Genomic DNA, 20,538 nt, shown 5'->3' with positions numbered 1-20,538 from the left:
ATGGGGGACTGCTCATGTCAGTTGCATCATGGCCCTATCCAGGGTCGCGCTGGTGGAAGTTTGATTTCCATACACACACGCCGGCGTCGCTTGATACCCGCCCTTGGCAGGAGGCCAAGGGCACAGCAAACGAGATAACACCCGAGAAGTGGTTGCTGCAGTACATGGCCACCGGCATCGATTGTGTCGCGGTGACGGACCACAACACCGGCTCGTGGATTGACGATTTGAAGCGGGCCTACGCTGGCCTAGAACAGGCAAGGCCTGCCGACTTCAGACCATTGACCATCTTTCCGGGTGTGGAAATCTCGACCAATGGCGGGGTGCACATTCTCGCCATTTTCGATACGTCTGCCGCCACGGCCGACATCGACAGCCTGCTCGGTGCCGTTGGCTATCGCGGCACCAAGGGCGACAGCGATGCCGAAACCAGCGAGAGCATCGAGCACGTCCTCGCCAAGGTTCGGGAAGCCGGTGCCATTGCGATTCCCGCTCATGCCGATACGGCCAAAGGCCTGCTGCGGTGTCAATCAGGCACGCAAAGGTCGGAAGTCAGCGCGCACGCGATTGAGCAAGCTCTTTCCGTGGAGGGTTTGCTGGCCATCGAATGGACAGACAATGGAGCGCCTTTCCCCGAGTGCACAAAGCAACACGCTCACTCTCTGGCGCAAGTGCTGGGCAGTGACTGCCACAACTTCCGCGGCGGGAACACGCCGGGCAGCCGCTATACCTGGGTCAAGATGGCCAAACCAGCGCTGGAAGGTTTGCGGCTAGCCTTGCTGGATGGCAACGATATTTCCCTTAAGCGCGTGGAAGATGGTGCCGCCGATCATTTCAAACCGTTCGACGTGCCGAAGCATGTCATCCGCGCCATCGAGGTGGCGGATGCGCGCATCATGGGGCGTGGCAATCCCGCGCGCGTCGCCTGCTCGCCGTTCTTCAATGCGATTGTAGGAGGTCGCGGTACGGGCAAATCGACACTGGTGCACACGCTTCGATTAGCGCTCGGGCGTGCTGATGAGTTGGAGGGCAGCGAGCCAAAGCGGCAGCTTGATGCCTTTCTCACCATTTGCCGTGGGCGCGATGGTGATGGTGCACTGCTCGCAAACACCGAAATCCGCGTCGAGTGGCAGGACGATGGCGAGGACTTCCGACTGTGCTGGCAAGCGGGACCGAGCGCCGTCACGGTAGAACAACGGCAGGGCGGGGCCTGGGTGCAGTCCCCGAGCCAGGCCGTCAACGCCGACCGGTTCCCGGTGCGCATCCTGTCACAGGGGCAGATTGCTGCGATGGCCAGCGGTGCGCGCGGCAGCTTGCTTTCCATCGTGGACGAGGCTGGTCAGGTGAAGGCGCTGAAGGAGGCGTTTACCGAAGCCGGGCGCACCTTTCTCACCCAGCGCGCACGCTTGCGCGAACTGGACGGCCGCTTGGCTGCGATGCCGGAAGTGGAGCGCAAGTTGACTGAGGCTAACCGCAAGCTGGAAACGTTGGCGCAATCCGACCAGGCCCAAGTGCTGCGCGACTATGCGATGACCCAGCGACAGTTACGCACGGTGAAATCCACCTTCGAACAATTGCGCGACAACGCGACGAAAGTTCGGGCACTGTCGAATGATCTGCCACTGGATGACTGGCCACAGAATTACTTTGACGCGACTCAGAACGCCGAAGTGCTCGCGTGGCGACGCGAAATGGAAACAAAGATGGATACCGTGCGCAGTCAGCTGCGCACGGTGGCCACTGAGTTTTCGAGCTTGATTGAGACCGAGAGCAAAGATCCGCGGCTACTCGCCATGTGGGAACGCAGCAAGGCAGCCACGGCAGCTCATGGCGCATTGCAGAAACAGCTGGCCGAACAAGGCGTGGAGGACCCGCAAGCGTTTGCTCGCCTGACCCAGGAGCGGCAGACGTTAGAGGTGCAGCACAAATCATTGGTACAACTGAAACAAGAGCGCTCAAGCCTCGTTCAGCAGATCGCGGCGCAGCAAACACTCATCAAGCAGCGACGAGAGGCCATTACGGCAGCACGCATGGAATTCCTCGGGCAAACCATCAGCAACAACCCCCATGTGCGCATAGATGTGGCCCCGATGGGCTTTGACGCCGAAGTGATCGAACGAGAATTGCGTGAGTTGTTGGATGCACCGGAACATTTCGAGGGTGACATTCTGTCAATGTCGGGCGGCGAGCAGGAACGTGGCCTTGCTTGGGATTTGGCGACAGCCGATCCAGCAATGAAGGACACCGTGTTGGAGGGAGTAAAGAGCCGTCTTTTAAGTCCCGACGACCGAGTCGGCGGGTATTTCCGCAAATTTCTGATCAAGGCTGCGCAGAAGCCCGAGTTTGCCGACCGCATACTTGCTTGGTTCCCCGAAGACGATCTGCGGATCGAATACCAGCGCCAAGGCAAGTGGCATTCGATCCGCGAGGGTTCGCAGGGTCAACGTTCGGCGGCATTACTCGCGTTTCTGCTGGCCTTCGGTAAGGAGCCGATCGTACTCGACCAGCCGGAGGACGATCTCGACAATCATCTGATCTACGAGTTGATCGTGCAGCAGATTCGGCAGAACAAATTGCGCCGTCAGTTGATCGTGGTAACGCACAATGCGAACGTGGTGGTCAACGGTGACGCCGACTTGGTGCACGCGATGGACTTCGGTGGTGGCCAGTGCTTCGTTACGCAGTCCGGTGCCTTGCAGGAAAAGGCGGTGCGAGAGGAGGTTTGTCGGGTAATGGAAGGTGGCCACGAGGCTTTCAAGCGCCGCTGGAAGCGCCTGGGCAAAGAAATCTGATACCTCTGATCCGCGTGTAATGCGCGCTACTCACTTTGTGTTTTGGAGTTGATGATGAATCTTAAACCCTGGCGTGAAGTCGCCGTCCCGCACGAAGACGTGCGCAAGGGCACGTTCGTACAGGCGGAGTTCGCGGCCGACATCAGCCGCGTGCACGATCATTCGGCAACCGACGAATATCAGAATCCGGAACTGTTCTTCCAGCGCACCTACATCACCGAGGGGATGGCGGCGCTGCTGACGTCGGTCGCCAAGCGCCTGGTGCAGGGCGAAGGCGATCCGGTGATCCAGCTGCAGACCGCTTTCGGCGGCGGCAAGACACACACGCTGCTGGCGGTAATGCACATGGCGTCCGGCCTGCGTGCAGAAAAACTGGCGGGAATACCGGAATTGCTGCGCAAGGCGAGACTGGATGCGGTGCCGAAATCCACGATCGCGGTACTGGATGGCATCAAACTCTCGCCCAACCAGCCGCGGCAGGTCGAAGGCGCGACGCTGTGCACGCTGTGGGGCGAACTCGCGTGGCAGCTTGGCGGCGCAAGCGCGTACGCGAAGGTGGCCGATGCTGATGCCAGCGGCACGTCGCCCGGTAAGGTCGTGCTGGCCGACCTGCTTAAAACGCATTCGCCCTGTGTGATCCTGATCGACGAGCTGGTGGCGTACCTGCGCCAGTTCGAGGAAGGCAAGTCATACACCGGCGGCACGTGGGATTCCAACCTCACGTTCGTGCAGGCGCTGACCGAAGCGATGAAAGTCGCGCCGAACGCGGTACTGCTGGCTTCGTTGCCGGAATCGGATCAGGAAGCCGGCAGCGCGCGCGGTATCGCGGCGCTGCACACGCTGGAACATTATTTTGGCCGCGTGCAGGCGATCTGGAAGCCAGTGGGAACCGAGGAATCATTCGAGATCGTGCGCCGCAGGCTGTTCTCGGAAATCCGCGACCGCGCCATGGCCGACGCCGTTTGCCGTGCGTTCTCGGATTGCTACGTCGAGCACGCTGATTCGCTGCCGGGCGAAACGCAGGAAAGTCGCTATCACCAGCGCCTGTGTTCGGCTTACCCGATCCATCCCGAGGTGTTTGCGCGGCTGTACGAGGATTGGTCCTCGTTGCAAAACTTCCAGCGCACCCGCGGCGTGTTGAAGCTCATGGCGCGCGTGATCCATCGCCTGTGGCAGGACAACAACCAGGACCCGCTGCTGATGCCGGGCAGCTTGCCGCTGTACGACGGCGACGTGCGCACCGAGCTGACCACGTATCTGGGTCAGGGCTGGGATCCGGTGCTGGAGCACGACGTGGACGGCGAACGCAGCGAACCGGCCGAGCTCGACGCGCGCGATGCTCGCTTTGGCGCCGTGCAGGCGTGCCGGCGCGTGGCGCGCAGCGTTTTCCTTGGTAGTGCACCGGGCTCGGTGAATCAAACCGCGCGAGGCATCGAAACCTTAAGCGTGGTGCTGGGCTGCCTGCAACCGGGCCAGCAGCCGCACGTCTATCGCGACGCGCTTGGACGGCTGGAAACACGGCTGACTTACCTCAACAAGGGCAATGATCGCTGGTGGCTGGACGTGCGCCCGAACCTGCGCCGCGAGATGGAGGAGCGCAAGAAGCGTTTCGCCGATGCCGACGTGCTGGATGAAATTCGTACCGCCGTGAATCGCGTGATGGGGGCAACGTCGTTCGGTCTGCATGTGTTCACGCCAGCCGCCGATATTCCGGACGAATGGAGCCTGCGCCTGGTGGTGCTGTTGCCGGATCAGGCTTGGTCGCGCTCCGGTGCGAACGCCGCACGCGATGCAGCGGCCTCCATCCTGCGTTCGCGCGGCGACCAGCCGCGCCAGAAACAGAACCGGTTGCTGTTCCTGGCGGCCGACGCCGACCAAGTGCGGCATCTGAAGGACACAGTGCGGGCGCTGCTGTCGTGGCGCAGCATCGAAAACGACGGCCGCGAGTTGCGAATGACGCTGGACAATCTGCAGGCGCGACAGGCGACCCAGTATCGCGAGCAGACGCACGACACTGTGCTGAGGCTGATACGCGAAACGTTCAAGTGGCTGGTCGTGCCGGTACAGTCACCGAAGCGCGGCGGAGGCATCGGCGAGATCGAATGGGAGGCCTATCCGCTGAACCCGGCCAGCGCTGGGCTGGGCAAGGAAATCGACCGTGTCTGCGCCGAGAACGAGCTGGTGGTGACGCAGTGGGCGCCCATCCACCTGCGCAACCTACTGAAGCGCTGGTTCTGGAAGGAGGGCGTGCCGGACGTGGCGGCGCAGGACGTGTGGCAGAAAATCTGCCAATACCTCTATCTTCCGCGCCTCGCCGGATCCAGCGTCATGCGCGACACGATCAGTGAAGGCGCGGCCAGCGAGGAGTACTTCGGGCTGGCAACCGCCAAGGATGGCGACGCGTATCGCGGCTTCTCGTTCGGCAACACGGCAGCGATCTACATGGACGCGCTGTTGCTGATCGAACCATCGGCCGCCGCACAATACGCGGCGAAAGTGAAAGCCGCCGAGCCGGCCACACCTCCTGCCTCGAATAGGGGCGCTACGACTGGAGCGGGAACTGCCGCGGCAACCGGCAACTCCGCTGGGAGCACGGTAACAGCGGGCGGGGCGCGACCGACGCGTTACTTCGGGACTCTGGAACTTGACCCAGTGCGAGCGTCGCTGCAATTTGCGAGCATTCAGAAGGAGTTGATCGGGCTGTTCACTTCCGACGCATCCACCCGCGTCCGCATCAGGGTGGACATCGAGGCCGAACACGCGGCAGGGTTTGACGAGACCACCGTCCGCGCCGGCAAGGAAAACGGCAAGACGCTGGGGCTGCAATCATCGAACTTCGAATAGCGGAGGGCCGACTCCACGGCCACATCCGTGCCGGCGCCGATCGCCACGCCCAGGTCGGCCTGCACCAGCGCCGGCGCATCATTCACGCCGTCACCGACCATCGCGACCGACAGGCCACGTGTCTGCAGTTCCTGGATCTTTTCCGATTTTTGGCTGGGCAGCACTTCGGCGAAGTATTCCGTGATGCCGAGCTCCCCGGATACCGATGCAGCCACGCCGCGTGCATCGCCGGTGAGCATCACCGAACGAATGCCCAGCCGGGTCAGTTCGGCAACGGCGTCTTTCGACTCCGGCCGCACGATGTCCGCCAGTGCGAACAGCGCGCGCGGAACGCCGTCGCGCTCCAGCACGACGACCGTCTTTCCGGCCGATTCGAACTGGTCGAGCTTCCCGTGGGCGACCGGCTGGCCTTGGCGGGCCAAGTGGCCGGGACTGACGATGCGGACTTGCTGGTTGTCGACCCGCGCGGTGATGCCCTCGCCGGTGATGTTGCCGACATCGCTGGCTTTTGGCACGGGAACGTTGCGGTTCTTTGCCTCGGCCACGATGCCCCTGGCGATGGGATGCTCGGACTGGCTCTCGGCAGCGGCCGCGAACGCGAGCTCGTCACGCTCGTCGCCAGCGCCGAGCAGCACGATGTCGCTGACGCCAAAGCGACCCTCGGTCAGCGTGCCGGTTTTGTCGAACACGACTGCATCGAGCTTGCGCGCCCGTTCAAACGCGGCCCGGTCACGGATCAGCAGGCCATGGCGGGCGCTGAGCGATGTGCTTACCGCAACGACCAGCGGCACGGCCAACCCCAGTGCATGGGGGCAGGCCACCACCATGACCGTCACCATGCGCTCGATGGCGAACGTGGTCGGGGCCCCGAGGACCAGCTTCCAGACGATCAGCGTGCCGAAGCCGACGGTCAGCGCGATGTACGTCAGCCAGACGGCGGCGCGGTTCGCGATGTCCTGGGTGCGCGAACGGGTCTGCTGCGCCTTCTTCACCAGTTCGATGACTTGCGAAAGGTAGGTGGCGTCCCCGGTGGCCGAGACGCGGATGGTGACCGCGTTCGCTCCGTTGATTGCCCCGCCGATGGCAGTTGCACCGACGCCCTTCGTCACGGGTCTGGATTCGCCGGTGAGCATCGCTTCGTTGAAGCCCGACGAACCTTCGGTGATTTCACCGTCCACGGGCACCTTGGCGCCGGGCCGGACGATGACGCGGTCACCTGGCTGCAACGAACTGATTGGCACCTCGTACGTGCTGCCGTCGGCCTCGACACGGGTGGCGCTGTCGGGCAGCAGCTTGACGAGCTCTTCCAGGGCGCGGGAGGCGCCCATCACCGAACGCATCTCGACCCAGTGGCCGAGCAGCATGACGACGATCAGCGTCACCAGCTCCCAGTAGAACTCCTGGCCGGGGAAGCCGAAGGTGACGGCTGCCGAGAAGAAATAGGCGGAGGAGATTGCCAGCGCAATCAGGGTCATCATCCCCGGTTGCCGCCTGCGCATTTCGGCGGCGAAGCCGCCCAGGAAAGGCCAGCCGCCGTAGCCGTAGGCGATGGTCGAAAGCACAAACAGCACATGGCGATCACCGGGGAACGCAAGCCCCGTGATGCCCAGCATGTGCTGGATCATTGGCGAGAGCAGCAGGACCGGCGGCGTCAACAGCAGCGTGATCCAGAACCGCTTGCGGAAATCGCCGACCATGGCGGCGTGATCGTGGCCTGCGTGCCCTGCATGTTGGGCATGGGAAACGCTGGCGGCTGCGCCGCTCGGGCCGCCCGGGTGCGGTGCAGGTGGGCCCCCATGAGGGTGGCCGCCGTGGTGCGGAGCGTGTGGATCGTGCATGTTCAGGTCCCTACGTGGGCGAATGCCTGGGCCTCGTCAGGCCACCAGGTAGCGCATTTGCCTTGGGCACGGATTGATCGGGCAACGTGTTTATCGATAGGGCCGATCGTGTCATCCAAGTGCGCATAGGCGTTGAGGCCGGTCAGGCGCCCTCACTTCCCTGTGCCGCCAGCCGCCGCAGGCGCTGCCGCTCCAGGAGGCGAAATGCCGCCGGGATGGCCAGCATCGAGAGGATCGGGGCGATCAACATGCCGCCCACCATGGGCGTGGCAATCGTACGCACCAGGTCCGCACCCGCGCCCTGGCCGAGCATGATGGGCAACAGGCCGCCGAGGATCACGGCCACCGTCATCGCGATCGGGCGCACCCGCATCTGTGCGCCTTCCCGGATCGCCTCTTCCAGCGCGGTTTCGTTGGCGCCATCCGCGGCGGCGCGTCGTTCCCAGGCCTGCCGCAGGAACAGCATCATCACGACCCCGAACTCGGCGGTGACCCCGGCGAGCGCGATGAAGCCAATCACGGTGGCGACCGACACCGATTCGCCGAGCAACCAGACCAGCCACAAGCCGCCTGCCAATGCCGCCGGCACCGTGAACAGCACGATCGCGACCTGTGCGGCATCGCGGAAGATCAGCCAGATCAGCAGGAACACGATCGCGAGCGTCAGCGGCACCACCAGTCGCAGTCGTTGTTCGGCATGCTGCAGGTACTGGAACTGGCCGGCCCAGCCCAAGGTGTACCCCGAGGGCAACTGCACTTGATCCGCGGTCGCGCTTTTCAGCGATGCGACCAGGCCACCCAGGTCGCTCTCCGCGGTATCCACATAGACGTTGGTGACGAGCTGCCCGTCTTCGCCCGTCAGCATCGAGGGACCGCTGGCCAGCGTGACGTCGGCAACCTGGCCTAGTGTGACCTGCGCGCCGCCTGGCGCCAGGATGGGGAGCGCGCGCAACGCGGAGAGCGTGTCGCGCGCGAGGCGCGGATAGCGCAGCACGATGGGATAACGCTCCAAGCCCTCGATCGTCTCGTCGATCGGTTCACCGCCGACCGCGGTGGCAATCAGGGACTGCACGTCCTGCTGGGTCAGGCCGTAACGGGCGGCGGTCTCGCGACGAATCCGCACATTGAGGTAGCGGCCGCTGTTGGCGCGATCGGCGGCGGCCGAACGCACGCCCGGCACCCCTTTTGCGACCGTCTCGATGCGTGCGGCGAGCGCCTGCAGGACGGCCGGGTCGGGGCCGAACACCTTGATGCCGATCGGACCCTTGATCCCGGTGGCGAGCATTTCCTCGCGGTTGCGGATCGGATAGACGAACAGGTTGGTGAGCCCTGGCACCTTGACCGCGTGATCCAGCTCGGCCTTGAGCTTGTCCATGGTCATGCCGGGCCGCCATTGGTCTTTCGGCTTGAACGTGATGATCGTCTCGAACATGTTGAGCGGTGCCGGGTCGGTCGCGGTGTCCGCGCGGCCGGCCTTGCCGAACACATGCGCGACCTCGGGGACGGTCTTCAGCATGCGGTCGGTGAGCTGCAGCAGTTGCGCGGCCTTGCCCGCCGAAAGCTCCGGCAGCGCGGTGGGCATGTACAGCAGGCTGCCTTCGTCCAGGGGCGGCATGAACTGGCTGCCAAGGAACCGCAACGGCACCAGCGCGGTCAGGACGACCAGGGTCGCAACCAGCAGGGTCGCTTTCGGCCAGCGTTGCACTCGCGCGAGCAAAGGCCGGTAGGCGGCGATCAAGGCGCGGTTGATCGGGTTCGCGTGCTCGGCACGGACCCGCCCGCGCACGAGATACCCCATCAGCACCGGCACGAGCGTCACGGACAACGCCGCGGCCGCTGCCATCGAGTAGGTCTTGGTGAACGCCAGTGGCTTGAACAGCCGGCCCTCCTGCGCCTGCAACGCGAACACCGGCAGGAACGAGAACGTGATCACCAGCAGGCTGAGGAACAGCGCCGGTCCCACTTCCGCCATGGCCCCGGCGACCAGACGCCAGCGCTCGGCCGGTGCCGGTTCACGCCCAGGGTGTGCCTGCTGCCAGGTCTCCAGATGCTTGTGGGTGTTCTCGATCATCACCACCGCCGCATCGACCATGGCGCCGATCGCGATCGCGATGCCGCCGAGCGACATCAGGTTGGCCGATACCCCTTGCGCGTGCATCACGATGAAGGCGGCGAGCACCCCGAGCGGCAGCGTCACCACCGCCACCAGCGACGAGCGCAGGTGCCAGAGGAACAGAAGGCACACCAGCGCCACCACCAGGAATTCCTCGATCAGCTTTTCGCTGACGTTTTGGACGGCGGCCTCGATGAGGCGCGACTGGTCGTAGACCGGCACGACCTCGACCCCCGTCGGCAGGCTCTTCTGCAGCTCGGCCAGCCGCGCCTTGACCGCGTTGATCGTGGCGAGCGCGTTTTTGCCGTAGCGCATCACCACCACGCCGCCCACGACCTGGCCGCGGCCGTCCAGTTCGGCGATGCCGGTGCGCAAGGTGGGGCCGCGCCGGATCTGCGCCACCTCGCGCAGCAGCACGGGCGTGCCGTCGGCTCCCGTGGCCACCGGAATCCGCGCGAAGTCCCCGGCGGTCTTGAGATACCCCTCGCTGTTGATCATGAGGTCGGCTTCGCCCTGTTCGATCACCGAGCCGCCGCTGGCGCCGTTGGCGGCGCGGATCGCGTCGGCCAACTGCGCCACGGTCAGGCGGACTGCCGCCAACTTGGCGGGATCGGGCACGACCTGCCACGCGCGCACCTGGCCGCCCACGCTCGCGACCTCGGCGACGTTCGGCACCGCCTTCAGGCGATAGCGCAGGAACCAGTCCTGCAGGGCACGCAACTGGCCAAGGTCGTGCTGCCCGGTCGGATCGACCAGCGCGTACTCGTAAATCCAGCCAACCCCGGTCGCATCCGGCCCGAGGCTCGGCACCACGCCCGCGGGGAGCTTGCCCTGCGCCTGGCTCAGGTATTCGAGCACCCGCGAACGCGCCCAATAGAGGTCCGTGCCGTCGGCGAACAGCACATACACAAACGAATCGCCGAAAAACGAATACCCGCGCACCGTCGTCGCGCCGGGCACCGACATCATCAGCGTCGAGAGCGGGTAGGTCACCTGCTGCTGGACCAGTTGCGGCGATCGGCCCGCCCAAGGAGTGCGGATGATGACCTGGGTGTCCGACAGGTCGGGCAGGGCTTCGAGCGGCGTCCGCAGCAGGGACAGCGTGCCGACCACCGCCAGCACCACCGCGCCCAGCAGCACCAGGAGCCGGTTGCCGATCGACCAGTGGATCAGGCGCGCGATCATGGCTGGTGCTCCTTCGCACCGGAGGTGCTTGCCGGCATCGGCATGTCATGCAGCATGTGGTCTGCCGCTGCCTTCGGGAGATGGTTCGAGTGCCCGGAGGTGGCTGCTGGCGTCGGCACGCCGTGCGTCGGCCCACCCGCGTCCTGCCGGCGGAGAGTGGTTGCAGCGGAGGGTTCGCCCGCGGTGTCCAGGCGCTGCACGGCGCCCGCAAGGCTTGCTTCCGAATCGATCAGGAATTGCCCGGAGGTCACCACGTGTTCGCCCCCCGCCAGGCCGGCGAGGATGGCGGTCTCGCCGTTCGCCGAGCGTCCAGTCTTGACCGGCACCGCGCGAAAACGCCCATCGCCGATCGCGACGATCACCCGGCTGGCGTCGCCGGTCGCGATCAACGCATCGTCCGGGACGAGCGGATGCGGCGCGCCGGGCGGCACATGGATCGCCACTTCCGCGAACAGGCCCGGTGCGAGCCCGCGCTGCGGATTGGGCAGTTCGATGCGCACGCGCTGGGTGCGCGTGGCCGGGTCGACCTGTGGCAAGACCGCCTGCACGGTTCCGGAGAGGGCCTCGTCCGGCGCCGAGCTCACCGTGACCGTCACCGGCGTGCCAGGGGCGACGCCAGCCATCTGGGCCTGGGGCACGTCCGCTTCCACCCAGACGTGATCGAGCGCATTGAGCGTCAGCAGGGGCGAACCCGCGCTGACGTGCGCACCCTGCGCGACCTGCAATTGGGTGACGACGCCGTCGATCGGCGCCCGCAGGGAGATCCGCGGATCGGCCGCGCGCAAGCCCGCGACCGTCGCGGCATCCATGCCGAGCGTGTGCAAACGCTGCAAGGCGGCGCCACGCAGGCTGCGTCCGGCTGCCGAGTCCGCGTGCGCCAGCGCCAGATACTCGGCGGCGGCGGCGCTCCATGCCGGCGCCAGCACTTCCGCCAGTGGCTCACCTTTGCGCACCGTGTCGAACGGTGCGCGCACATACAGGCGATCGACCGTGGCATCGACCCGGGCGCTGACCGTGACCGACTCGCGCGCGTCCCAGGTCACCGTCGCCGGCACGCGGATGGCTTCGTCGAGCGGCGCGACCTTCACGGGAGCCGTGCGGACGCCGAGGTTTTCGGTCACGCTCGGATCGATCCGGACCACGCCGGGTTCTGCCGATCCCGTCTCGTTTGCGTATTTGGGCACCATCTGCATGCCCATGGGTGAGAGGCCCGGCTGGTCGAAGTGCTGCTGCGGCGCCATCGGGTCATACCAGTACAGCACCTCGCGCTCGGGTTCGGCGGTGGCCGGGGTCCGCGCGGGGGCGGCCTGTCGGGCGACGAAATAACCAATCGCACCGGCGATGGCGAGCGCAAGCAGTGCACCGGCCGTCATGAGGATTCGTTTCATTGCGGCAGCTCCTGGGCAGAGTGGTCGGGCAGCAGGTAGGCAAGCGCCACCCAGGCCTTGCCCTGCGCCGACAACGCGTTCGCGTAATCGACGCGGATGCGGATTTCATCGCGGCGTGCGGCCAACCAGGGTTCCAGGGAACCTCCACCGCGGTAAGCGGCGAGTGCGGTGCGCGAGCGGTCGGCGGCCAGCGGCAGCAGCTGCTCGCGGTAGCGGCGCACTTGCCGGTTCCAGCCTTGCCAGGCCGCTACGGCCTGGGCGATCGCTTCGCCCTGGGCCCGACGTGCATCCTCGAATTGCGCGCGCACTGCGGCGTGATCGGCGTAGCGCGCGCTGACGTTGCGATCCTGCCGATTGCCGGAAAACAGCGGCAGGCTCATCCCAAATTCAATGCCGAGCATGTCCGGGCGATGGATGCGCTCGCCGTACATCAGCGACACGCTCCAGTTCGGACGCTGGTCCGCGCGGGCGAGTGCGATTGCCGCCGCGGCCTGGTCCTGGCGCGGGCCCCAGGCCAGCAACGGTCCCTGCCGGTCCAGGCTGTCTTGCAGTTCGGCCTCGGGCACCCGCAGCGACGAAAAATCGGGTGGTTCTCCGAGTGGCCGGTTGGCGGCCTCGCCCAACCAGCGCTCCAGGCCCGCACGCGCTGCGTTGACAGACGCGTCCGCCGCATCGACCTGGTTCGCCAGCGCCTCGGCGTCGGCACGCGCGGCCAGGGCATCCGTGGCCGTGCCAGTGCCGGCGGCAAGCCTCGCCTGGCTGGTCGCGACGGCAAGCTGGGTCGGGTCGCCAAGTTCCTTGAGCAGCGTGTGTTCCCGCTCGGCCGCCCACAGCGTGACCCAGGCACTCGCTGCGACTTCCTTGGTGGCCAGCCGCAGGCTCACTGCATCGGCATTGGCCAGTTGCACGCCGGCCTGGGCGACCTGGGTTTCCGCCACGCGCCTGGCGCGCGAAGGAATTTCCTGCGTCAGGCCGACCTGGCGCATGGTCATGTCGTCAGCTGCCGCATTGAAGGCTCGCGGTCCCGTCGCCGGCAGACTGCTGATGCCCGCGACCAGCATGGGGTCGGGCAGGCGACCGGCGCGGACCGCATCTTGCTGCGCGGCCTCGATGCGGTACTGGCTGGCCTGCACCTGTGGCGCGCGGGATGCGGCGACGCGGATAGCCTCCTCGAGGCTGAGCGGCGTGCCGGTGACGACATCGCGGGTGGTCGCCGGTGCTTGGGGGACGGGTGCGGTTGGCATCAAGCGCAGACGTGGCGACACGACGTCTTGCGCGGCACTGGCGGCGGATGCCGGCAGCAGCGCAAGGAGTGAAAGCAGCACGGTGCAAGGCGCGGGCGCGCGCCATGAGGGCGGAAAAATACGCATATGACCTCCGGAAACAAGCAGACGCAGCCGCGAAACGCGGCTGCGGGCTCACCTGGGGAGGTCTAGATCAGGAGTACGCGAAATTGCAGCGTCGGCGGGATGCCCGATAGTCGCCACGCCGCGGCACGCGCGTGTTGCGTGCTCGCCGCGGGCAGGGCGGTCAGCGCCAACGCAGACGTCGGCGGCAACGCCGGCATCAGCAGCGGCGGCACGACCGGCGCATGCAGGTCTGGCGTGGTCATCGGCTGTTGCGAACAATGCGCCGGGCACAACGCCGGAAGCTGTCCGGTCTGCGTCATCGGCATCCCTTCGCAATGTACCGCCATCGCCGTGTCGTGCGCCGGCATGTCCGCGCTCGAACACACGTAGGCAGCCAGCGCCGTCTGCTGGAACAGCAACGCCAGCACAACCAGCAAAGCCAGTCGCAGGCGGGTGCGTCGCGTCGGTTTCATGCAGGACCGCATGTCGTGAGTGTAGTGCAAGCCTTCGGGACGATTGTTTGATGCCCGTCAACTTGCCCGGTCTTTGCCGGGTGACGATGCCCTGCAGGCGCGGAGTCGAGACGCGGGTTGACCTGTCGTGCACGGCGGCGCTTGCAGTTTGGCGGTTCCATCACGGATAACAGCGGAGAACCATCATGAAAATTGTTTCAGGCAAGACGTTGGCCTCGATGGCGGGTGCGTTGGTGCTCGCCTTCGGGATGGTCGTCACCGGGTCGGCGCAGAACATGATGCCGGCCAGCGGCAGCAGCCAGGGCATGATGGGCGGCATGCACCGCGGCCAAGGTGGCCCGGGCGACATGCGCGGCATGATGTCGTGCATGCACGCGATGCAGGGCATGCAAGGGATGCGCGGGATGCAAGGCGCGGCGGGCGCCCCCTGCGCACGGGTGAAAGGCATGCACGCCATCGAGGCGACCGTGACAGCGGCTGACGCCAAGACCGGCGTCGTGGACGTGCAGTCCGGCGGCAGGGCGCTGAAGCTTCAGTTCCCTGGTCTCACCCAGGACAGCTTGAAGCGTGGCGACAAGATCACGGTGATGATGGCGTACAGCAAACCCTGAATTGGTGACGGGGAGCGGTGGCGGTCGTGCGATGGGGTGCTTGACTCGATTTGCCGCGTCGGTCAGACGAGTACGTCAATCCCGAGGAGGGCAAACCCCGCCACCGCGAGCAGGAAGTGCAGGTTGGCCGCGGCCGCCAGCGCATCGACGGGGTATGGCCGCCAGGCGGGAAGCTCGTCGCATCGGTGCCCCTGGAGCTGCCCGGCATATGCTTGCCCGCATGGGACTGGATCGGCGCACTTTCCTGAGGTGGGCAGTTTGGCGGCGCTCGAAGCGTGCATGCCGGCTGGGTGCAGGCGCGGCCGGCAATTTTCATCGGGCTACCAGGCGTTTGCGATCAATGGCCGCATGCTCGGCTCCGGCGAGCCCCTCCGCGTCAAGCGCGGCGAACGCGTCCTGCTGCACGTGCTCAACGGCAGCGCCACTGAAATCCGCAGCCTCGCGCTGCCGGGGCATGCGTTCCAGGTGGTCGCGTTGGATGGCAATCCGGTCCCGCGGCCGGCGCACGTGCCGGTGTTGTGGATCGGTACCGCCGAGCGCGTCAGCGCGGTCGTCGAAATGGATCATCCCGGCGTCTGGATCCTGGGCGACCTGGACGATGACGATCGCGGACGCGGCATGGGGCTGGTGGTCGAATATGCCGGTGCGGCCGGCAAACCTGCCTGGCAAAAGCCGCCGCCGTTCCGCTGGGATTACCGGCGCTTCGCCCAACCGGATGCGCGGCCCCCACGCGCGCCCGATGAAACCATCGATCTGCTGATTGCCAAGGACAATGCCGCGGCGCACGGCTTCAACCGGTGGATCATCAACGGTGTCGCCTACGACAACGCGGCCATGCCGACAACCCGGACGCTGCGACTCGGCAAGCGCTACCGCCTGCGCCTGCGCAATGTGAGCGACGACATCCACCCGATGCACCTGCATCGCCACAGCTTCGAGATCACGAGCATCGCCGGCGAGGCGACGGCGGGCGTGCGCAAGGACGTGGCGATGCTGGGCGGCTACCAGACCATGGAAGTGGATTTCACCGCCGACCAGCCGGGCCTGTCCCTCCTGCATTGCCATATGCAGTTGCACATGGATTACGGCTTCATGGCCCTGTTCGATTGCGCCTAGCCGATCGCTGGCGAAGTTCGCCTTGATTGCTCGCCACCCTGGTGGACGCCCATGCCGCCCGATGCCGTGGACGCTGCGGCAAGACGGCGTGCAGGCCACACTGCGGCATTCGGAGGACAATGCGCTTGCACGTGCAAGTTTGGCGTGGTCCGCAGGACATGGGAGAGCACACGTTGGCCGGAGACTTTTCGCAGGGACCTGATTCCTTCATGGGCGCAGCTACGTCGGCAGTCGGGCTGCTCGACCGGCCGGTCTGGGCCAGCCTGACATCAAGGCATGCGCATTTGGCCGAGGGCGGCGGGCTGGCGCTGCGCTATGCTCCGGACGTCAACCGGTTTGCTTCCGCGCGGGACGACAGCGGTCCGGCGCTGGCGGCCTTGGCGGGCCTGGTGCGGCCGCGGGATCCGGTCTACATCCTGCAGGTGCCGGAGATCCGCATTCCGCCCGAACTGGTCGCGCTCAAGCAGGCCATGTGCGTGCAGATGGTGGCCGAGGCGCCGATCGCGGCCGAAGAAGCCGGAACCGGAGCCGGGCCCATCGTGCCGCTGGGCGAGGCCGATGCCGAGGAGATGCTGGCCTTGGCCACGCTGACCGAGCCCGGCCCCTTCCTGCGTGGTACCGGCCGCATGGGTAACTTTTTCGGCATCCGCATCGATGGGCGGCTTGCGGCCATGGCCGGCGAGCGCTTCCGCTTTCCTGGCTACGCGGAAGTCAGTGGCGTGTGCACGCATCCGGATTTCCGTGGCCGCGGCTTGGCCTCGCATCTGTCGCGGCACGTCATGGCGGATATTGCCGCGCGCGGCGATACGCCGTTCCTGCATTCCTGGAAAACCAACCACGCGGCCATTGCGCTGTATGAACGCCTGGGCTTCCACTGGCGCTGCGACGTGCACGTTGCCGTACTCGAGCATCGCACGGCCCAACCGGCCTGAATGGCGGCGCTGCGGAACGAGGGTTGGAGCCCGGATCGCTCCGCCGTATTGGTTTCTTCATCGGCGGCTGCTGGACGGATGGGCCAAGCAAAAGCGCCCCCTCACCCCCACCCTCTCCCCTGGCTTTGCCAGGGGGTGAGGGGGCGGCTTTTGGCTTTCGGGCTTATTGCTTGTTGCCGTTCTCGTCGCTGGGCAGCGCGGCGGGCAGGCGTAGCGGCGGCAGCGTCAATGCAGCCTGGCCCTTGCTGGTCAGCGCGGTGTTGAAAGCAGGCAGATACTTGGCCTTCACCTCGTCCCATTTCGCGTTGACCGCCTGCCATTGCTCCTTGGCGCGTAAGGTCGCGGCCGTCTGGGCGGCCGTGGGCGCCGTGTCCGCGGACTGCAGCGAGCGCAGCGCGGCAAGCGCCGCGTCACCCACGCCGTTGAGCGTCGTAGCCACCTGGTAGCCGCGGCCAAAGCCACGGAAGCCGCGGACCTCATCCGGCGCCAGGGCGTCGATCCGTGCCTTGAACGCATCGCGGGTGGCGCGTGGTGCGGCATCGAGCTTCGCCACCATCTGGCCCAGGTCATGGGCTTGCCCGTAGGCCATGCGCGCATCACGCGCCAGCTCGTACATTTCCATGGCGAGCTTGTCGTTCTGCGCCAGATCGGCGGACGAGGTGGTGACGCGCGGGTCCATGTGCAGCGTCAGTGGCTGCGTATAGCTCTGGCCGCCGACCGTGAGGCGCACGGTGTACTCGCCGGCTGGGGCCCAGGCGGAGCTTGGCGCAGGCGAGCTGCGCTTCGGCACCGCGCCGGTGGCTTCGGGTTCGCCGCGCTGGCTGGCGAGCGGTTGGTAGCGCAGGTTCCAGCTGATGCGGTGCATGCCCGCGCTGGTTGGCATGGAGCGGATGCGCGCCGGCCAGTACAGCGGCACGGAGCAGTCCGGGGCATGCGGATTGGCCTGGCACACCTTGTCGTAGGCTGCCGGGTCCACGGCCGGATCGACCTCGCGCTTGAGCTCGCTGGAATAGGTGCGCACCACCTTGCCGGCGCTGTCCACGATGTCGATCGTGAGCGGGCCGGCCATGTCGGCGGCGAGGTAGTAATCGATGAGCGCGCCGTTTGGCGGGTTTTCGCCGGCCGGCAATTCCGGCGCCCACGGCGTCGGATCGTTCGTGCCCATGCGGATGCGCACCGCGGTCTGCGGCTTGAACAGGTAGGCTTCCTTGGCGCTACGTGCTTCGGCCACCTGGCGCAGCGGCGTGACGTTGTCCAGGATGTAGAAACCGCGGCCATGCGTGGCGGCGATCAGGTCCGAGCACAGGCAGCCGGGGTCGTCCTTGAGTTCCAGGTCACGCACCGAGATGGCGGGCATGTCCAGGCGCAGGGATTCCCAGTGGTCGCCATCATCGAACGACACCCACACCTGGGTGTCCGTGCCGGCGTAGAGCAGGCCCGGCTTGCGTGGATCCTCGCGAATGGTGTTGGTGACGGCGCCGGACGCGATGCCGTTGTTGATCTCCGTCCAGGTCTTGCCGCCGTCGCGCGTGCGCCACAGGTGCGGGTTCATGTCGTCGATGCGCATCGTGTTCGCGGCGGCATAGGCGGTCTGCTTGTCGAAATGCCCGGCCTCGATGTTGAAGATGCGCGTCCACGGCTTGATTGCTGGCGGGGTCACGTTGGACCACTTGGCGCCACCGTCGGTCGTGACCTGGATGTTGCCATCGTCGGTGCCGGCCCAGAGCACGCCCGCGTCCAGCGGGGAAGCCGAGAGCGCGGTGATGCTGCCGGCCTGTTCGGACTTGACCTGCTTTCCATACTTGCCGGTCGTGGCCGGCACCTTCCAGGTCTGCCGCGAGAGATCCGGACTGATGCGCGTCCAGCTGTGCGCCCGGTCCGTGGACTTCCACACCACGTTGGAGGTGTAGTACAGCGTGTTGTCATCCACTGGCGACCACAGGATCGGCATGGTGCGCACGTTGCGGTTGAATTCCGTGCCGCGCGCCGCCGCGTCTGGGCCGACCTGGGTGGTCTGGCCGGTCTTGCGGTTGTACAGCGACACGTTGCTGCGCTGGCTGCCGAAGACGAGGTCCGGATCCGTCGGGTCCGGTGCGGCGATGCCGTATTCCTGGATGTTCACCGGGTGCCAGTCGTGGAACGTGATGCGGCCGTCCATCGAGCGGCTGTCGACGCAGGCTGAGCCCGAATCCTGCTGGCCACCGCAGACGCGGTACGGGAACGCGTTGTCGGTGGAGACGTGGTACATCGCGGCGGTCAACTGGTTGTACCAGTTGCTCCACGACGCGCCGCGGTTGCCGGAGACGATCGCGCCCTGGTCGGCGACCACGAAGAGGATGTTGGTGTCGTTCGGGTTGATCCAGATGTTCTGGTAGTCGTCGCCGCCAGGCGCGCCACGTACCGCGCTCCAGGTGACGCCGCCGTCCTCGGTGCGCCAGAACACGGTCGAGCCGCTGTAGACCACGTTCGCGTTTTTCGGGTCGACGGCAATCATCGGCAGGTCGCCGCCGCCAATGCGCACGAGCGGCCGCGGGTCGAGCGTGGCGGTCGGCGAGGAGCCCGGGTTTGCCGGGTCGCGCGCGGCGAGGTGCCAGTGCGCGCCGGCGTCCGTCGACTTGTAGAGGTTGATCGTGCCGCCCGTGCCTTCCTTGGCCGTTGGTACCTTGCCCGCGGTGCCGGCGACCATGGCGTAGACCACGTTCGGCTCGCTCGGGGAGACGCTGAGGTTGGCCTGGATCACGCCGCCGGGCAGGCCGTCGGTGAGCTTGCTCCAGGTGCTGCCGCCATCGGTGGACTTGAAGATGCCACCGTCGGTGCCGCCGAACTCCTTGCCTTCGATGTAGGCCTCCTGCTGCTGCCAGAGCGCGGCGTAGACGACGTTCGGGTTGCTGGGATCGATGCGTACGTCGTTGCCGCGGACGTATTCGTCCTTGTACAGCACCTTCTGGAACGTCTGGCCGCCGTCGGTGGAACGGAAGATGCCGCGCTCGGCGTTCGGGCCGTAGGGATGGCCGAGTGCGGCGACGAACAGGCGGTTTGGATCGTGTGGGTCGACCGCGATGTTCGCGATCATCTGGCTGTCGCGCAGGCCGAGGTGGGTCCAGGTCTTGCCGGCATCGGTGGATTTGTACATGCCGTCCCCCGTGGCCAGGTCCGGGCGGATGATGCCGGCGCCGGTGCCGACGTAGATGACGTTGGGGTCGGACGGCGCGACCGCGATTGCGCCGATCGAGCCGGTCGGCTGGTCGTCGAACAGCGGGACCCAGTTCGAGCCGTAGTCGGTCGAGCGCCAAACGCCGCCGTTGTCGAAGCCGGCGTAGAACACGTTGGGTTGGCTGGGGACGCCGTCCAGCGCCCTGGCGCGGCCGCCGCGGGTCGGGCCGATGCCGCGCCAGTGCATCTCACCGTACGTGCTGGGTGTCGTGGCGCCGGTGTTGGCGGGGGTGGCTTGTGCGTTGGCAACGGTGGGCAGCGTGACCAGGCCAAATGCGGCCGTGGCCAGGCCGATGGCGGCAGCGGAGAGCAGTCGTAGGATCGGCATTGCGGCATACCTTTGGTCGGTTGTAAGGCGCGAAGGACGTCTGTGCAACCCGCGTCAGGCCGCCATTCCAGCAATGCGCTTCACCGTCATGAAGCGCATCGGGCGGAATGACGGCCAGGCCGGCTGGACGTCCCGATTTGGAGAATCCCCAGCTAACCCACCCCAATCCCTGACGTCATTCCCGCGCAGGCGGGGCTCTCGACAGGCGGACGTCCGGTCATCCAGCGCTTTTGTGCTTCAACTGTTTTTTGCAATGAAGCCGCTGGTTGCAATGAGAGCCACTGGATTCCCGCTTGCGCGGGAATGACGATCGGGTAAGGTCGGCCGTGCATCGTAAAGCTCTGGAACTCTAGCAT

Annotated in this window: 10 protein-coding genes and 1 pseudogene; 5 read left to right on the top strand and 6 right to left on the bottom strand. The window is 66.2% G+C overall.

What is annotated here, in order from left to right; translation table 11 throughout:
• Positions 1-14: 14 nt before the first annotated feature.
• Both AC3WJB_RS00950 and AC3WJB_RS00945 read left to right on the top strand, forming a co-directional pair.
• Entirely contained in the window at positions 15-2,792 is a 2,778-nt protein-coding gene (locus AC3WJB_RS00950; RefSeq protein ID WP_492677799.1) for a TrlF family AAA-like ATPase, read from the top strand.
• Between the two features lie 51 nt (positions 2,793-2,843).
• Positions 2,844-4,337, top strand: a pseudogene (locus AC3WJB_RS00945) (ATP-binding protein); the annotation flags it as partial.
• A gap of 1,136 nt (positions 4,338-5,473) precedes the next feature.
• On the opposite strand, the gene AC3WJB_RS00940 reads toward AC3WJB_RS00945, so the two are convergent.
• From AC3WJB_RS00940 to AC3WJB_RS00920, 5 genes are all read right to left on the bottom strand, one after another.
• Positions 5,474-7,333, bottom strand: a complete 1,860-nt coding sequence (locus AC3WJB_RS00940; RefSeq protein ID WP_492677797.1) for a heavy metal translocating P-type ATPase — start codon at positions 7,331-7,333, stop codon at positions 5,474-5,476.
• A 283-nt stretch (positions 7,334-7,616) separates the two neighbouring features.
• Positions 7,617-10,772 carry an efflux RND transporter permease subunit gene (locus AC3WJB_RS00935; protein WP_492677795.1) on the bottom strand — a complete coding sequence of 1,052 codons (3,156 nt, stop codon included), beginning with the start codon at positions 10,770-10,772 and terminating at the stop codon, positions 7,617-7,619.
• The gene (locus tag AC3WJB_RS00930; RefSeq protein WP_492677793.1) at positions 10,769-12,160 is read right to left on the bottom strand and encodes an efflux RND transporter periplasmic adaptor subunit; all 1,392 of its coding nucleotides are present in this window, start codon (positions 12,158-12,160) and stop codon (positions 10,769-10,771) included. The genes AC3WJB_RS00935 and AC3WJB_RS00930 overlap by 4 nt, the downstream gene beginning before the upstream one ends.
• Positions 12,157-13,485, bottom strand: coding sequence for a TolC family protein (locus tag AC3WJB_RS00925; RefSeq protein ID WP_492677791.1), 1,329 nt, complete (start codon positions 13,483-13,485; stop codon positions 12,157-12,159). Before AC3WJB_RS00925 ends, AC3WJB_RS00930 begins: the two co-directional genes overlap by 4 nt.
• Before the next feature lie 107 nt (positions 13,486-13,592).
• Complete coding sequence (locus tag AC3WJB_RS00920; RefSeq protein ID WP_492677789.1) at positions 13,593-13,982, bottom strand: hypothetical protein; 390 nt, start codon at positions 13,980-13,982, stop codon at positions 13,593-13,595.
• A 185-nt stretch (positions 13,983-14,167) separates the two neighbouring features.
• Between AC3WJB_RS00920 and AC3WJB_RS00915 the strand changes: the two genes are divergently transcribed.
• The 3 genes from AC3WJB_RS00915 (at position 14,168) to AC3WJB_RS00905 (ending at position 16,641) form a co-directional block, all read left to right on the top strand.
• On the top strand, positions 14,168-14,593 hold the full coding sequence (locus AC3WJB_RS00915) for a hypothetical protein (protein WP_492677787.1): 426 nt from the start codon (positions 14,168-14,170) through the stop codon (positions 14,591-14,593).
• Positions 14,594-14,872: 279 nt separating this feature from the next.
• Entirely contained in the window at positions 14,873-15,709 is an 837-nt protein-coding gene (locus AC3WJB_RS00910; RefSeq protein WP_492677785.1) for a multicopper oxidase domain-containing protein, read from the top strand.
• Positions 15,710-15,918: 209 nt separating this feature from the next.
• Positions 15,919-16,641: a GNAT family N-acetyltransferase gene (locus AC3WJB_RS00905; protein ID WP_492677783.1), complete on the top strand. Its 723-nt coding sequence runs from the start codon at positions 15,919-15,921 to the stop codon at positions 16,639-16,641.
• A gap of 163 nt (positions 16,642-16,804) precedes the next feature.
• On the opposite strand, the gene AC3WJB_RS00900 is transcribed toward AC3WJB_RS00905, so the two are convergent.
• On the bottom strand, positions 16,805-20,182 hold the full coding sequence (locus AC3WJB_RS00900) for a WD40/YVTN/BNR-like repeat-containing protein (protein ID WP_492677781.1): 3,378 nt from the start codon (positions 20,180-20,182) through the stop codon (positions 16,805-16,807).
• Positions 20,183-20,538 lie beyond the last annotated feature (356 nt).

The sequence above is a fragment of the Rhodanobacter sp. FW510-R10 genome (genome assembly GCF_058781105.1).
Note: the sequence above shows the minus strand (reverse complement) of the source record. Positions and strands in the feature narration are given on the sequence as shown.